The sequence below is a fragment of the Pseudomonas sp. JV241A genome (assembly GCF_900275665.1).
In the GTDB taxonomy this organism is placed as follows: Bacteria; Pseudomonadota; Gammaproteobacteria; order Pseudomonadales; family Pseudomonadaceae; genus Aquipseudomonas; species Aquipseudomonas wadenswilerensis.
This window is the reverse complement of record NZ_OPYO01000023.1, coordinates 219,612-233,760: the sequence shown is the minus strand read 5'-3', so window position 1 is coordinate 233,760 and position 14,149 is coordinate 219,612. Positions and strand designations below refer to the sequence as shown.

Here is a 14,149-nt window from a genome sequence, read left to right as displayed (position 1 = left end):
TAGTTTGACTGGGGCGGTCTCCTCCTAAAGAGTAACGGAGGAGTACGAAGGTGCGCTCAGACCGGTCGGAAATCGGTCGTAGAGTATAAAGGCAAAAGCGCGCTTGACTGCGAGACAGACACGTCGAGCAGGTACGAAAGTAGGTCTTAGTGATCCGGTGGTTCTGTATGGAAGGGCCATCGCTCAACGGATAAAAGGTACTCCGGGGATAACAGGCTGATACCGCCCAAGAGTTCATATCGACGGCGGTGTTTGGCACCTCGATGTCGGCTCATCACATCCTGGGGCTGAAGCCGGTCCCAAGGGTATGGCTGTTCGCCATTTAAAGTGGTACGCGAGCTGGGTTTAGAACGTCGTGAGACAGTTCGGTCCCTATCTGCCGTGGACGTTTGAGATTTGAGAGGGGCTGCTCCTAGTACGAGAGGACCGGAGTGGACGAACCTCTGGTGTTCCGGTTGTCACGCCAGTGGCATTGCCGGGTAGCTATGTTCGGAAGAGATAACCGCTGAAAGCATCTAAGCGGGAAACTTGCCTCAAGATGAGATCTCACTGGAGCCTTGAGCTCCCTGAAGGGCCGTCGAAGACTACGACGTTGATAGGTTGGGTGTGTAAGCGCTGTGAGGCGTTGAGCTAACCAATACTAATTGCCCGTGAGGCTTGACCATATAACGCCCAAGCAATTTGCGTCGAATGACCAGATTGCGGTGTTGTGAAGACTGCAAAGCCGAGAATTTGTAACTCACAAAACATCACATACCCGATTCGCTGGAGTGTCTGAACAAGACCTTCTGGCAACAGAATTTCTTGACGACCATAGAGCATTGGAACCACCTGATCCCATCCCGAACTCAGCAGTGAAACGATGCATCGCCGATGGTAGTGTGGGGTTTCCCCATGTGAGAGTAGGTCATCGTCAAGATTAAATTCCGAAACCCCTATCTGCGTATGCAGGTAGGGGTTTTGTCTTTCTGGGGTCTGTGGGAGCGGCGTCGCACCGCCGCTCCCACAGGACTGAAAACCAGGCCAAAAAAAACCACCCCGCAGGGTGGTCTCTTCACATCCATTTACCGACTCAGTCGCCGTAATACTCGCAACCACTGGTGCAGGTCTCATGAATGCGCACCTTGGAAAGCTCAGGCAACAGCGGCTTGACCTGGTCCCAGATCCACTTGGCGATCACTTCGCTGGTCGGGTTCTCCAGGCCAGGAATATCGTTCAGGTAGTTGTGGTCCAGTTGCTCGTACAGCGGCTTGAAGATCGCCTTGATCTCGGAGAAGTCGCGGATCCAGCCGGTATGTGGATCGAGCGGGCCAGTCAGGTGCAGGGCAACCTTGAACGAATGGCCGTGCAGGCGACCGCACTTGTGCCCTTCAGGCACGTGGGGCAGGCGGTGGGCCGATTCGAACGTAAACTCTTTAAAGATTTCCACGATGTCTTGACTCAGTAAACCAATGCTGGCGGCCAGTTTACCAGCATGGTCACTTCAGTGGTTGCAGATGCGCGTGCAGCTTGCCGGTTTCTATCAGCTCGAGCAGCTCATCGCCCAGGCGCTGGCTTTCGGCCATTGCCTTGTGCCAATAACGCTGACGGCTGCCAGCATCGCCCATGAAGCGCTTGAAGTCGCTACGATCCGGCAGCTTGCCGAAGGGCAAGCTGGCCAGATACTGCGGCGAGGGTGCAAGTAGCAGCACGTTGCGCAGCCGATCAGCATCGCCACGGCGCCACGGCAGGGCCTTGTCGAACCAGCCGGGGATGACCTTGTCGGTGAAGTGCGGGTAGAGCACCAGGTCATTGCCGGCGTAGGGCAGGTCCAGGTGATAGTCCAGCAAGCCGCCATCCCGATAGGTTCCCTGGCCCACGCCCGGAATATCGCGCACACCTTCCATGACCATGGGGATCGACCCGGAAGCCAGCAGGGCATGGCGCAAATTGGCGACGTCCAGGTGCAGGCAGCGCGACGGGAAGTCAGTCAATGGCTGCAGCGGCGGAGCACTGCGGGCATCATGAAGAATGATCCGCTCGAAGTGACGGGACAGGCGCGGGCGGCCGATCAGGTTGTCGGCGATCACAGACGACAGGCCCATGCCCAAGCGTCCGCGATGATCGTGAGCAAGCAATCCATGGCTCTTCACCACCATGATGTTCAGGCGATAGTCAGCACTTTCGAGGATCTGCGCGTCGCGTCCTTCGAGCAATTCATCGAGCATGCGCTCGCAGCTGCGGCTGACTTCGGCTTGAGTCACGCCCTTGGCAAAGTCCTGTTCGGTGTAAAGCTGTCCCAATCGCTGCAGGGCCTGGGCCGGGTTGGGCAGGCAGGCACTGGCGAAGCGCCAGGAACCGATCGAGGCGCCGATCAGTGAGCGTTCTCGCGGTGCGCTGGGGAGCCACTGGCCGAACAGCGCCAGGTCCAGCCCTTGAATGCCGAGGGCCTTGGGGCCGCCCGCAGCACCCGGCAGCACGCCCACATCCGCTGCCTGCAAGCCTCGCTCACCAATACGCTGCAGGGCACGGCTACCAGCCTTGAGGGTCAGGGCCGGGTACTTGATATGGATTGCGCTCATACGGGCCTCGCTGTGTTGAGCCGCAATTATAAAGAACAGCGTCCAGATGTGGGGCTGGGCTGCGCTATCATGTCGCCAGTTGTTTTCAGCTTCAATTAAGTTCGGTTGGGTACTCTAGGCCCCGTAGAAACATTTTTGATCTCAACGGAGAGACACCATGAAAACTTTGACTGCCCTGTTCGCCACTGCTGCCCTTGCCCTGAGCGCCAACGTTGCGCTGGCTAAAGACATTCCGACCAATGAAGTGGTCAAGCTGGTTCAGGCCAAGACCATCATGTCTCTGGACGACTTGAACGCCAAGGCGCTGGCCAAGCACCCAGGCGCTACCATCAAGGATTCCGAGCTGGAGGACGTCTACGGCCGCTATGTCTACAAGGTAGAACTGCGTGACGCCCAGAACGTCGAATGGGACGTTGATCTTGATGCCAAGACCGGTGAAGTCCTCAAGGACGCCCAGGACACCTGATGAGCCCTTGCATGCGAACAGCACAGACACTTCTCATTGCGCTGTTGGCCCTCTGCTCGCTGGCTTCGGCCCGTGACCTCGATCAGGATGAAGCCCTGCAACTGCGGGAGCGGGGCATCATCCTGCCGTTGGAGCAACTGCTTAAAGACGCCCTGGGACGCTATCCCGGGGCGAGGTTGCTGGAGGCGGAGCTGGAAGAGAAACACGACAGATACGAGTACGAGGTCGAATTGCTGACCCCTGAAGGCGTAGTGCGCGAGATCAAGCTCGATGCTACCAATGGAGCGCTGCTCAAAGACGAGGAAGATGACTGATGCGCCTGTTACTGGTCGAGGACAACGTGCCGCTGGCAGATGAACTGACCCAGAGCCTGCAACGCCAGGGCTATGCGGTCGACTGGCTGGCTGACGGCAGGGATGCGGTCTACCAGGGTAGCAGCGAACCCTATGACCTGATCATTCTCGACCTCGGCCTGCCCGGCTTGCCGGGCCTCGAGGTGCTGGCCCAGTGGCGCGCATCGGGGCTGGCGACACCGGTGTTGATCCTCACCGCGCGCGGCTCCTGGGCCGAGCGTATCGAGGGCTTGAAGGCCGGCGCCGACGACTACCTGAGCAAGCCCTTTCACCCGGAAGAACTGCAACTGCGTATCCAGTCGCTGCTGCGCCGTGCGCGCGGGCTTGCCAACCAGCCGACCCTGGAAGCCGCTGGCCTGCAACTGGACGAAGGCCGCCAGTGTGTGACCCGCGCCGGTGTCGACATCCAGCTCACCGCTGCCGAGTTTCGCCTGCTGCGTTACTTCATGCTCCACCCGCAACAGATCCTCTCGAAAAGCCACCTGGCCGAGCACCTCTACGACGGTGAAACCGAGCGCGATTCCAACGTCCTGGAAGTGCACGTCAATCACCTGCGCCGCAAGCTCGGCCGCAGCGTGATCGAAACCCGCCGCGGCCAGGGTTATCGCTATGCCGGGAGCAGCGAGTGAAGTCGATCCAGGCACGCTTGAGCCTTGGCCTGATTGCGGTACTGGTGCTGGTCGGGCTGGTCCTGGCCCAGCTCAGCCTGTGGCTGTTCGAAGCCGGGCTGCAACGCTACCTGGAGACCGGCCTGCGCAAGGAAAGCGAAAACCTGCTGGTGGCGCTGGTGCGCGGCCAGACCGGCCTTGAACTGGATGAGCGACGGATTTCCTCGGCCTACAAGCGGCCGTTTTCCGGCTATTACTTTCGCATTGATTTCGACGGCGGCAGCTGGCGATCGCGTTCGTTGTGGGACATGGACATGCCAGCGCCGCAAAGCCCCGGTCTGCACACCGGACTGGAACTGGGGCCTGAAGGCCAGCAACTGCTGGTACTGCGCGCCGATTACCGGCGCCTGGGTCAGGCCATTTCCATCAGCGTCGCCCAGGACTACACCCCGGTACGGGATGGCTTCAGGCGCATGCAGCAGATCGGCCTGGGCCTGGGCCTGGTCGCGCTGTTGCTGATCCTGGTGCTGCAACGCATCACCGTGACGCGCTCTTTGCGCCCACTGGAGCGTGCCCGCGAACAGATCGCCCAGCTGCAGCAAGGCCAGCGTTCGCAGCTCGATACTCAGGTACCGACAGAACTTGAGCCCCTGGTCGCGCAGATCAACCACTTGCTGGCCCACACCGAAGACAGCCTGCGCCGTTCACGTAATGCCCTGGGCAACCTCGGTCATGCCCTCAAGACGCCTCTGGCGGTGCTGCTCAGCCTGGCCTCCAGCGAACGCCTCAAGGACCTGCCGGAAGTTCGTGCCCAGTTGCGCGACCAGCTCGAGCAGATCCAGCAGCGCCTGAGCCGCGAGCTCAACCGCGCGCGGCTGGCCGGTGACGCATTGCCGGGCGCGCAGTTTGATTGCGATGCCGAATTGCCAGGGCTGCTATCGACCCTGGGCATGATTCATGGCGAAGGCCTGGAGCTGAGCAAGCATGTGCCGCCGGGTTTGCTCCTGCCTTGGGACCGTGAGGACCTGCTGGAGCTGTTGGGCAACCTGCTGGACAACGCCTGCAAATGGGCGGACAGCGAAGTGCAGCTGAGCATCGAAGAACAGCCGCAACACTATTGCCTGTGGATCGACGACGACGGTCCCGGCATCCCGGAGACGGCCCGTGAACAAGTTCTCGAGCGCGGTACCCGGCTTGACGAGCAGGTCGATGGCCACGGCCTGGGCCTGGGTATCGTGCGCGACATCGTCGAGGCCTGGGGCGGGCAGATGCGTTTGCTGGAAAGCCCGCTGGGTGGTTTGCGGGTCAGCATCGAGCTACCGCGCAAGGTCAGATAGCATCGCGGGGCAAGCCCGCTCCCACAGACTTTGTGGGAGCGGCGGTGCGGCGATCCGACTTGCACCGCGATGAGGTCTGCAAATTCTAACCGCGCCGCACCTGCCCATACGCCTGACTAATCCGGTCAATCACCATCGCCAGCGCCACAATCGCCAACCCGGCCTCCACCCCTTTGCCGACATTGAGTGTCTGAATCCCCGCCAGTACATCTTCCCCCAACCCGCGCGCGCCAATCATCGAAGCGACCACCACCATCGACAGCGCCATCATCACCGACTGGTTGAGCCCGGCCATGATGCTCGGCATCGCCAGCGGCAGTTGCACCCGCCGCAGTCGCTGCCAGCGACTGGCCCCCAGGCCGTGAGCCGCCTGGGTCAGGCTCGGGTCGATCTGGCTGAGGCCCAGTTCGGTCAGGCGGATCAAGGGCGGCAGGGCATAGATCAGGGTGGCGAAGATGGCCGGCACCTTGCCTAGGCCGAACAGCATCAACACCGGGATCAGGTAGACGAAGCTGGGCAGGGTCTGCATGACGTCGAGCACCGGCATCAGCAGCTTGCGCGCCAAGGGCCGGCTGGCCAGCAGGACGCCCACCGGGATGCCGATCAGTACGCACAGGCCGGTGCTCACCAGCACCAGCGCACAGGTTTGCAGGAGCTTGTCCCACAAGCCGACCACGCCGATCAGAAACAACAGGCCGCTGAGCACCAGGGCACGGACGACACTGCGGCTGGCGTGCCAGGTCATCAGTGCGACGATCACCAGCAACAGCCACCAAGGCGTCAGGCGTAGCAGGTTTTCCAGGCCGACCAGTACCTGCAGCAGGCCATCGGAGACATTGCGCAATTGATCGCCGTAAGCCAGTACCAGCCAATCAACGAAGCGGTTAACGGCGTCGGCAAAGGAGAAGTGCAGCGCTTCGGGGAAGCCTCCACTCACAGGCTCGCCTCGACCTTGCCCGCGATCTCGGCGGGTAGCCAGGCTTTCCAGATGTTCGGGTTATCGCGCATGAACCTGAGCGCTGCCTCCTTGGGCGCCTCGCGCTTTTCGCTCATCTGCGCCAGGGTCTTGTTGAGGGTGTCGATAGGCAGGTCGACCTTGGCGAAGAACTCGACCAGTTCCGGATAATCCTTTTTGAATGGCGCCGAAACACCGATGGACAATTTTGCCGGCAGTGAACGCGTGCCTTGCGGGTGCGGATGGCTGGCGTCGGTCAGGGTCTGCCAGGCCTCGGCATTGAACGGCGGTTCCTCAAGGCGTACCAGGTCGAAACGCCCCATCAGCGGGGTAGGGCTCCAGTAGTAGAACAGCACCGGTTTGCTACGGCGTATGGCCGAGGTGATTTCGGCATCGAGTGCGGCGCCCGAGCCACTGCGAAAGTTCACGTAGTCATTGTGCAGGCCGTAGGCCTTGAGCTTCTGGCTGTTGACGGTCTCGGAAGTCCAGCCGCTGGGGCTGTTGAGGAAGCGGCCCTTGTCGGGGGATTCGGGGTCCTTGAACACGGCCTTGTACTGTTTGAGGTCGGCCACCGAGCGCAGATTCGGCGCCAGATCCTTGATCACGTACGCCGGCACATACCAGCCCTCATCGGCATTCTTCACCGTATCGCCGATGCTGAACACCTGGCCGGCCTGCTCGGCCTTGATCCAGGCGGGGCTGCGACCGGCCCATTCTTCGCTGATGACCTGGATGTCGTTACGGGCCAGGGCCACTTCCATGCTCACGGTGCTGCCGGGCAGGGTGTCGGTGGGGTAGCCGTAGCCTTTCTCGACGATCAGCCGCAGGATCTCGGTGGTGAGGCTGCCGCTTTCCCAGGTGATGTCACCGAAGTGGATGGGCGTGGAGTTGTCGGCGGCGTGGCTGGAGGGTATCAGAGCCAGCGCAAGGAGAGCGCTGGCCAGCAGGGTAGTGATCGGCTTCATTGTGCCTCGCTCGCAGGGTAGGGAGTCTGGCAAGTGTAGTAGAGGAGAGCCGGCAGGTTTTTGTGGGAGCTGGCTTGCCAGCGATGAGGCCTGCATGAGGCTCCACCAGCGAGCGCTTTGCGCTCGATCGCTGGCAAGCCAGCTCCCACGGGGTTACACCCGGAACTGATCCATCAGCCCCTGCTGCTGGTTGGCCAGGCTGTTGAGCGACTGGCTGACCCGCGCCGATTCGTTGGCCTGTTCCGACAGCGACTCGGTGACGTCACGAATGGTCGCCACGTTGCTGTTGATCTCTTCGGCCACCGCGCTCTGCTCTTCGGCGGCGCTGGCGATCTGCAGGTTCATGTCGCTGATCACCGTGACCGCATCGCCGATCTGCTGCAGGGCCGTGACCGCCTGGCTGACCTGCTCGACGCTGCCCTGGGCCTGGCGATGGCTGCTGTCCATGGCGCCGACCACTTCGCGGGTACCGGCCTGCAGCTGTTCGATGACCTGGCGGGTTTCTTCCACCGATTCCTGGGTGCGGCGGGCCAGGTTGCGGACCTCGTCGGCCACCACGGCAAAACCACGACCGGCTTCACCGGCACGGGCGGCTTCGATGGCGGCGTTGAGGGCCAGCAGGTTGGTCTGCTCGGCGATCGAGCGGATCACTTCCAGCACCGAACCGATCTTCTCGCTGTTCTCGGCCAAACCTTCGACCTGGCCCATGGCGGTACTCATGTCGGCGGCCAGGGTGTCGATGCTGCTGGTGGTGCGGTCGATCACGGCCAGGCCCTGGCGGGTGGCCTGGTCGGCGTCACGGGCTGCCTGGGCGGCTTGCGCTGCGCTGCGGGCGACGTCCTGGGCGGTGGCGCTCATTTCATGGGAGGCGGTGGCCACCTGATCGACCTGGCGATACTGCTGTTCCATGCCGGCGCTGGTCTGGCTGGCGATCGCCGAGGACTGGTCGGCGGTATCGCGGGCGGCCTGGACCGAGCGTTTGACTTCGGCAATGGTCGGCTGCAGCTTGTCGAGGAAGCGGTTGAACCAGCCGGCCAGCTCACCCAGTTCATCGCGCTTGTCGTAGGTCAGGCGGCGGGTCAGGTCGCCTTCGCCGCTGGCGATGTCCTTGAGCATGGCCGCGACGCCGAGGATCGGCCGGGTCACGGTGCGCGCCATCAGCCAGATCAGCAGCAGGCCGACGATAGCCGCCAGCAGGCCCAGGCCCAGTTCCATCAGGGTGCCGCTGGTGTTGCGCTGGTCGAGCTCTTGCTTGAGGGCTTCGGCCGGGCCGGTCAGGGCGCTTTCCGGCACATCGAGCAGCACGCCCCAGGGTTTGCCGCCGGGGATCGGCGCGAACGAGGCCAGCACTTTCAGGCGCTGGTTGTGGTGGATGCTGTGCAGCGGAGTGCTATCGCCGAGCAAGCGGATCAGCTCGGCGCCTTTTTCCATATCGACCTGGTCAAAGCGCTGGGCCAGCTTGCTGGCGTCCGGGCTGTAACCGGCCAGCAGGCCCACGGGGCTGAGAATGCCGACCTGGGTCTGGCCCTGGTAAAGGTTGCGGCTGGCCTGTTGGCTCATGGCCTGCAGGCTGTTGAGGTTGATGTCGATGGACAGGGTGGCGATGACCTTGTCGGCCGCCATCAGCGGGAACACGATGCTGGTCATCAGCACCTGCTGGCCGTTGATTTCATAGAAGTAGGGCTCGATCACACAGACCTTGCGGGTCGTGCGCGGGCACACCGACCAGGTGTTGGCCGGCTCGCCGCTGGGGCCGATGCTGGTGTCGTTCATGTCGCGCTCAGGCAGCGCCATTGAGGTCAGCTGGCCCGGGGTCGGTTGCGACCAGTACAGGGCAAAGCGGCCTTTCTCGTTGCTGCCCAGTTCTTTCTGGTCGACGAACAGCGAGTCCTTGTTGTCCAGGGCGTTGGGCTCGAACACCAGCGACAGGCCGAGCAGGTCGGGGTTGGCCTGCAGCGCGGCGCGCACCTGGCGGGTCATGTCTTCGCGCAGGTCGAAGGCATCGAGGAAGCGCTTCTCGGCCTGCTCGCGAAGGAACAGTACCTGGCGGGAGAAGCCGGCACCGTACTGGTAGGCATCCATGAACTGGCGACGGATGTTCAAGGCCTGGACTTCACCCTGGGACTCGATGCGTCCTTGGGCCGCTTCAGTGAGCATCTGCATGCTGCTGGCCTTGACCAGTTGCGTGCTGTGCTCCATGCGGTACAGCGAGAGTCCCACCAGCAGGGTAACGATGCCGGCCAGGCACAGGCCGGCCAGCAGGGTGATCTTCCACTGAATGGAAAGTTGTCTGAACGACATGGCGAAGTCCTTTGATCCTGAAAGATTGAGGCTGCCGACTATATCGGCCGCGATGCCGTTTTCTTTATTCAAACGTTCAATTGAAATGCGTCGTTTTCGGTCACGGAAGCGACTGATTGTCGCAGGCGCGAAATCCCGTTTTTTTGACAAGCGCGGGGGTCTGCTTCAGAGTGTGCGCCCTCCATAAAAATACCTGTCGTTCGGCCACTGCTCCCGAGCAGTCTGTCGCCGGATCGGTCGCTTTTTGTCTGGTTTCTAGAGGTCACAGAATGAATGCAGTAATTGCCGCGGTCGGCATCATGCTGGTATTGAGCCTGTCCCGCGTGCATGTGGTGATTGCCCTGATCGTGGGTGCCCTGGCGGGTGGGCTGGTCGGCGGCCTGGGCATCGAAGGCACGCTCAAGGCCTTCAACGGCGGGCTGGGTGGCGGTGCCACGGTGGCGTTGTCCTATGCTTTGCTCGGCGCCTTCGCCGTGGCCATCGCCAAGTCGGGCATGGCCCATGCCCTGGCTGATCGTGCCTTGGCCATGATCGACCGGCAGGGGCACAGCAACGGCGGCAAGGTCAAATGGCTGCTGATCGGCCTGCTGTTGGTGGTGGCAATTTCGTCGCAGAACATCCTGCCGATCCATATCGCCTTCATTCCGTTGCTGGTGCCGCCGCTGCTGTATGTGCTGACCAAGCTGCAGATCGACCGGCGCTTGGTGGCCTGTGTGATGACCTTCGGCCTGATCACCCCGTACATCTTCCTGCCGGTGGGCTTTGGCAACATATTTCTCAACCAGATCCTGCTGGGCAGTGTCAGCCGCAGCGGCGTGGATGTCAGTGGCGTCAACGTCACCCATGCCATGGCCATCCCGGCGGCGGGCATGCTCTTCGGTTTGCTGGTGGCGGTGTTCATCAGTTATCGCAAGAAGCGCGTGTATGACCTGGAGAAAATCGAGCAGGTCGAGCAGGTGGCCGTGAGCTACAACCCGCTGACCCTGCTGGTAGCGGGCTTCGCCATTGCGGCGGCGTTCATCATCCAGTTGTGGCTGGACTCGATGATCATCGGCGCCATGGCCGGCTTTCTGATCTTCTCGGTGTCGGGCATCGTGCGCTGGAAAGACACCGACGACCTGTTCACCGAAGGCATGAAGATGATGGCCATGATCGGCTTCATCATGATCGCCGCCTCGGGCTTTGCCGAGGTGATGAAAGCCACTGGTGAGGTCAAGACCCTGGTCGAGGCCTCGGCGGCCTGGATCAATCACAGTAAAGGCATCGGTGCACTGCTGATGCTGCTGGTGGGGCTGCTGGTGACCATGGGCATCGGTTCGTCGTTCTCCACCGTGCCGATCCTGGCGGCGATCTTCGTGCCGCTGTGCGTGCAACTGGGCTTCGATCCCGTAGCGACCGTGTGCATCGTCGGTACTGCCGGTGCCCTGGGCGACGCCGGTTCACCCGCGTCGGATTCGACCCTGGGGCCGACCTCGGGCCTGAACGTCGACGGTCAGCACCACCATATCTGGGACACTGTGGTACCGACCTTCATCCACTACAATCTGCCGTTGCTGGCGTTCGGTTGGCTGGCGGCGATGATGCTCTAGGGCTGCGCAGGGGCTGAGCGCAAGGCTCAGCCTTTGGCGGGTGGCGGCGAGATGCGGTTAAGCACCATGTTGCCGCTCTTGTTCTGGGTCAGGTACACCGGCAACACCTTGGGCAGGGTACTGACCAGACGCTTGATCTCGCTGGTGTTGTAGATGCCGCTGATGCGAATGCTACCGGTGCTGGTGTCAGCCAGTTGCAGGGGTTTGTCCAGGTAGCGGTTGATCATCGGCAGGGCCTGGGCCAGGCTCTGGTTGTCAAGGATCAGCTTGCCATTGCGCCAGGCCAGGCTGTTGTCCTGGCTGTAGGTCTGATCCAGATGCGGTTCGTAATCACCCGCCCGGTAGCTGGCCTGCATGCCCGGGCCAAGGCGGTAGCTGCTGTCGCTGGCCTTGCCGTCACTGCTGACCAATACCGAACCTTCCACCAGTGTCACCTTGACCTGATCGTCATACTTCCACACGTTGAACTGGGTGCCGGTGACCCGGGTCCAGCCATTGGCCGCGTGCACCACGAAGGGATGCTGACTGTCGTGGCTGACCTTGAAGAAGGCTTCGCCCTTGATCAGCGTGACCCGACGCTCGTCCTTGTAATTGGTGAAACGCAGTTCGGTGTTGAGGTTGAGTTCGACTTCGCTGCCGTCGCTGAGCACTACGCGGCTCAGATGCTCACTGCTTTCCAGGTATTGATAGCTGTTGGGCAGCCAGCCTTGCTCCCAACCGATCCAGGCGCCAGCCGGCAGGGTCACCAGGGCGATGGCTGCGGCCGTGGCGAATCGCTGCCAGGTGCCGCGGCGGCGCTGAGGCAGGGGCACGACGTTGTCGGGGAAGGTGCGGGGCAGATGGTCGGCGGTCTGCCAGATGTCCACCATCGCCTGGTATTCCTGCAGGTGCAACGGATGAGCCGTCAGCCATTGCTCGAACGCCAGCCGCTCGGCGGCGGTGCAGTCTTCAGCTTGCAAGCGCAGGCACCACTGCGCAGCGGCATCGGTGATGGCATCATGTTCGGCGGCGCTGAGACTGGTGTGGTTCATTGAAACTCCCGGTTTTGTCCATTCTACCTTGCAGGGTAGGTGGCCGAGAACCGAGATAATGGCGAATGACTATCAGTTGTAGGTTTTTTTACCGCCAAAACCCCGTAAAACCACGGATTTGACAATGATTGCTTACAAAATCACGGACGAAAGGTAGGCCTGCGCCACCGGGCAGCAGCGCCGGCCGTTCTTCAGAACTGCGCGGCGTCAAGCTCGAACAACGAGGCACTGCCGGCACGAATGCTGGCTTGCAGCGACAGCGTCCGGGGCAACAGGCGTTCGAAAAAGAACGCCGCGCTGGCGAGCTTGGCGCCGTAAAAGGCCGGGTCTTGCACCAGCGCGTCGCGGGCGACCGCGGCCATGCGCGACCACATGTAGGCGTAGGCGACGTAGCCGAACAATTGCAGGTACTCCACAGATGCCGCGCCAATGGCATTCGGGTCGCGGCTCGCTTGCTCGCACAGCCACTGGCTGAGGTCCTCCAGCTCGTCCAGGGCGTTGAGCAGCGGCTGGCGAAAAGGCGGTTCGGTTGCGCTGAACTGGCGAATCTGCGCGGCGAAGGCCGCCAGCGCCTGGCCACCATCGGCCACGACCTTGCGCCCGAGCAGGTCCAGGGCCTGGATACCGTTGGTGCCCTCGTAGATCTGTGCGATGCGCACATCGCGCACCAGTTGCTCCTGGCCCCATTCGCGAATGTAACCATGGCCGCCGAACACCTGCTGGCCGAGCACACAGCTTTCCAGGCCGTTGTCGGTAAAGAAGGCCTTGGCCACCGGGGTCAGTAGCGCCACCTGACGTTGCGCCGCGTCGCGTTCATCGGCGTCTTCGGCGTACTTGGCGATGTCCAGTTGCTGGCCGACGTAGGTGGCGAAGGCGCGTCCGCCTTCGGTGAGGGCGCGCATGGTCAGCAACATGCGCCGCACATCCGGGTGGACGATGATCGGGTCGGCAATCCGCTCCTTGTCCTGGGCACCGGTGGCTGCCCGGCTTTGCAGGCGCTCACAGGCGTAGCGGGCGGCGTTCTGGTAAGAGGCCTCGGCACAGCCGATACCCTGGATGCCGATCGACAGGCGTTCGTAGTTCATCATCGTGAACATCGCCGCCAGGCCGCGGTTCGGTTCACCGATCAGGTAGCCGGTGGCGCCGTCGAAGTTCATCACGCAGGTGGCCGAGGCTTTGATGCCCATCTTGTGTTCGAGCGAGCCACAGCTGACCGCGTTGCTCTGGCCCAGGCTGCCGTCGGCATTGACCAGGCGCTTGGGTACCAGGAACAACGAGATGCCCTTGGGCCCGGCCGGCGCATCCGGCAGCTTGGCCAGCACCAGGTGGATGATGTTGTCAGTCAGGTCCTGGTCGCCGCCAGTGATGAAGATCTTGGTGCCGCTGACCTTGTAGCTGCCATCGGCCTGGGGCTCGGCCTTGCTGCGGATGATGCCCAGGTCGGTACCGGCGTGGGGCTCGGTCAGGCACATGGTGCCGGCCCACTGGCCACTGTAGAGCGCCGGCAGGTAAGTGGCCTTGAGCGCGTCGCTGGCGTGGGCGTCGATCGCCAGGCAGCAGCCGGCGCTCAGGGCCGAGTACAGGCTGAAGCTGCAGTTGGCGGCATAGAGCATCTCTTCGAACTGCACCGCGAGCATCTTCGGCATGCCCAGGCCGCCAAATTCCGGGTTGCCGGCCAGGCCCACCCAGCCGCCGTCGCGGTAGGTCTGCCAGGCCTGGCGAAAACCGTCCGGGGTGCGCACTGCACCGGCCTCGAACGCTACGCCCTGTTCATCGCCGCTGCGGTTGAGCGGGGCGAGCAACTGGCCGGTGATTTTCGCCGCCTCTTCGAGGATGGCCGTGGCGGTGTCGGCATCGACCCGCTCGGCCAGGGCTGGCAGGCGCGCCCACAGGGCCGGGCCATGGAACACTTCATGAAGGACAAAGCGCATGTCGCGCAGGGGAGCATTGAATTCAGGCATGGCAGTTCTCGCAGTCAAAAGG

At 62.3% G+C, this 14,149-nt stretch carries 12 protein-coding genes and 2 rRNA genes; 7 read left to right on the top strand and 7 right to left on the bottom strand.

Going from position 1 to position 14,149, the window contains the following annotated elements; all coding sequences use genetic code 11:
* Positions 1–665, top strand: a 23S ribosomal RNA gene (locus tag JV241A_RS15580); the annotation flags it as partial.
* Between the two features lie 138 nt (positions 666–803).
* Positions 804–919: ribosomal RNA gene (gene rrf / locus JV241A_RS15575) — 5S ribosomal RNA — on the top strand.
* A gap of 153 nt (positions 920–1,072) precedes the next feature.
* On the opposite strand, the gene queD is transcribed toward rrf, so the two are convergent.
* Together queD and JV241A_RS15565 are read right to left on the bottom strand one after the other, a co-directional pair.
* Complete coding sequence (queD, locus tag JV241A_RS15570; RefSeq protein WP_010226613.1) at positions 1,073–1,429, bottom strand: 6-carboxytetrahydropterin synthase QueD; 357 nt, start codon at positions 1,427–1,429, stop codon at positions 1,073–1,075.
* Between the two features lie 49 nt (positions 1,430–1,478).
* Entirely contained in the window at positions 1,479–2,561 is a 1,083-nt protein-coding gene (locus JV241A_RS15565; RefSeq protein ID WP_134063410.1) for a patatin-like phospholipase family protein, read from the bottom strand.
* 157 nt (positions 2,562–2,718) lie between these two features.
* Here JV241A_RS15565 and JV241A_RS15560 point away from each other — a divergent pair, with 157 nt between their 5' ends.
* From JV241A_RS15560 to JV241A_RS15545, 4 genes are read left to right on the top strand one after another with little or no spacing between them, the layout of a single operon-like run.
* Positions 2,719–3,027 carry a PepSY domain-containing protein gene (locus JV241A_RS15560; RefSeq protein ID WP_045201338.1) on the top strand — a complete coding sequence of 103 codons (309 nt, stop codon included), beginning with the start codon at positions 2,719–2,721 and terminating at the stop codon, positions 3,025–3,027.
* 11 nt (positions 3,028–3,038) lie between these two features.
* On the top strand, positions 3,039–3,341 hold the full coding sequence (locus JV241A_RS15555; protein ID WP_177414882.1) for a PepSY domain-containing protein: 303 nt from the start codon (positions 3,039–3,041) through the stop codon (positions 3,339–3,341).
* Positions 3,341–4,009: a response regulator transcription factor gene (locus JV241A_RS15550; RefSeq protein WP_134063408.1), complete on the top strand. Its 669-nt coding sequence runs from the start codon at positions 3,341–3,343 to the stop codon at positions 4,007–4,009. The genes JV241A_RS15555 and JV241A_RS15550 overlap by 1 nt, the downstream gene beginning before the upstream one ends.
* A complete protein-coding gene (locus tag JV241A_RS15545) occupies positions 4,006–5,325 on the top strand; it encodes a sensor histidine kinase (RefSeq protein WP_134063406.1) in 1,320 nt (439 codons plus the stop codon). Before JV241A_RS15550 ends, JV241A_RS15545 begins: the two co-directional genes overlap by 4 nt.
* Positions 5,326–5,410: 85 nt before the next feature.
* On the opposite strand, the gene JV241A_RS15540 is transcribed toward JV241A_RS15545, so the two are convergent.
* From JV241A_RS15540 to JV241A_RS15530, 3 genes are all read right to left on the bottom strand, one after another.
* Positions 5,411–6,262, bottom strand: a complete 852-nt coding sequence (locus JV241A_RS15540; protein ID WP_134063404.1) for a proline/glycine betaine ABC transporter permease — start codon at positions 6,260–6,262, stop codon at positions 5,411–5,413.
* Positions 6,259–7,245 (bottom strand): ABC transporter substrate-binding protein, encoded by a 987-nt coding sequence (locus tag JV241A_RS15535; protein ID WP_134063402.1) that lies wholly within the window; start codon positions 7,243–7,245, stop codon positions 6,259–6,261. Before JV241A_RS15535 ends, JV241A_RS15540 begins: the two co-directional genes overlap by 4 nt.
* 153 nt (positions 7,246–7,398) lie before the next feature.
* Positions 7,399–9,546 (bottom strand): methyl-accepting chemotaxis protein, encoded by a 2,148-nt coding sequence (locus JV241A_RS15530; protein WP_134063400.1) that lies wholly within the window; start codon positions 9,544–9,546, stop codon positions 7,399–7,401.
* A gap of 269 nt (positions 9,547–9,815) precedes the next feature.
* On the opposite strand from JV241A_RS15530, the gene JV241A_RS15525 reads away from it, so the two are divergent.
* On the top strand, positions 9,816–11,135 hold the full coding sequence (locus JV241A_RS15525) for a Na+/H+ antiporter NhaC family protein (RefSeq protein ID WP_115087837.1): 1,320 nt from the start codon (positions 9,816–9,818) through the stop codon (positions 11,133–11,135).
* 26 nt (positions 11,136–11,161) lie between these two features.
* Here JV241A_RS15525 and JV241A_RS15520 read toward each other — a convergent pair whose 3' ends face one another.
* The gene (locus JV241A_RS15520) at positions 11,162–12,166 is read right to left on the bottom strand and encodes a FecR family protein (RefSeq protein WP_115087836.1); all 1,005 of its coding nucleotides are present in this window, start codon (positions 12,164–12,166) and stop codon (positions 11,162–11,164) included.
* A gap of 191 nt (positions 12,167–12,357) precedes the next feature.
* A complete protein-coding gene (locus tag JV241A_RS15515; RefSeq protein ID WP_115087835.1) occupies positions 12,358–14,127 on the bottom strand; it encodes an acyl-CoA dehydrogenase C-terminal domain-containing protein in 1,770 nt (589 codons plus the stop codon).
* Positions 14,128–14,149 lie beyond the last annotated feature (22 nt).

Coding starts and splice junctions, on each gene's coding strand:
- JV241A_RS15565 (WP_134063410.1), bottom strand. CDS start 2,561: ATGAGCGCAATCCATATCAAGTACCCGGCCCTGACCCTCAAGGCTGGT.
- JV241A_RS15560 (WP_045201338.1), top strand. CDS start 2,719: ATGAAAACTTTGACTGCCCTGTTCGCCACTGCTGCCCTTGCCCTGAGC.
- JV241A_RS15555 (WP_177414882.1), top strand. CDS start 3,039: ATGCGAACAGCACAGACACTTCTCATTGCGCTGTTGGCCCTCTGCTCG.
- JV241A_RS15550 (WP_134063408.1), top strand. CDS start 3,341: ATGCGCCTGTTACTGGTCGAGGACAACGTGCCGCTGGCAGATGAACTG.
- JV241A_RS15535 (WP_134063402.1), bottom strand. CDS start 7,245: ATGAAGCCGATCACTACCCTGCTGGCCAGCGCTCTCCTTGCGCTGGCT.
- JV241A_RS15530 (WP_134063400.1), bottom strand. CDS start 9,546: ATGTCGTTCAGACAACTTTCCATTCAGTGGAAGATCACCCTGCTGGCC.
- JV241A_RS15525 (WP_115087837.1), top strand. CDS start 9,816: ATGAATGCAGTAATTGCCGCGGTCGGCATCATGCTGGTATTGAGCCTG.
- JV241A_RS15520 (WP_115087836.1), bottom strand. CDS start 12,166: ATGAACCACACCAGTCTCAGCGCCGCCGAACATGATGCCATCACCGAT.
- JV241A_RS15515 (WP_115087835.1), bottom strand. CDS start 14,127: ATGCCTGAATTCAATGCTCCCCTGCGCGACATGCGCTTTGTCCTTCAT.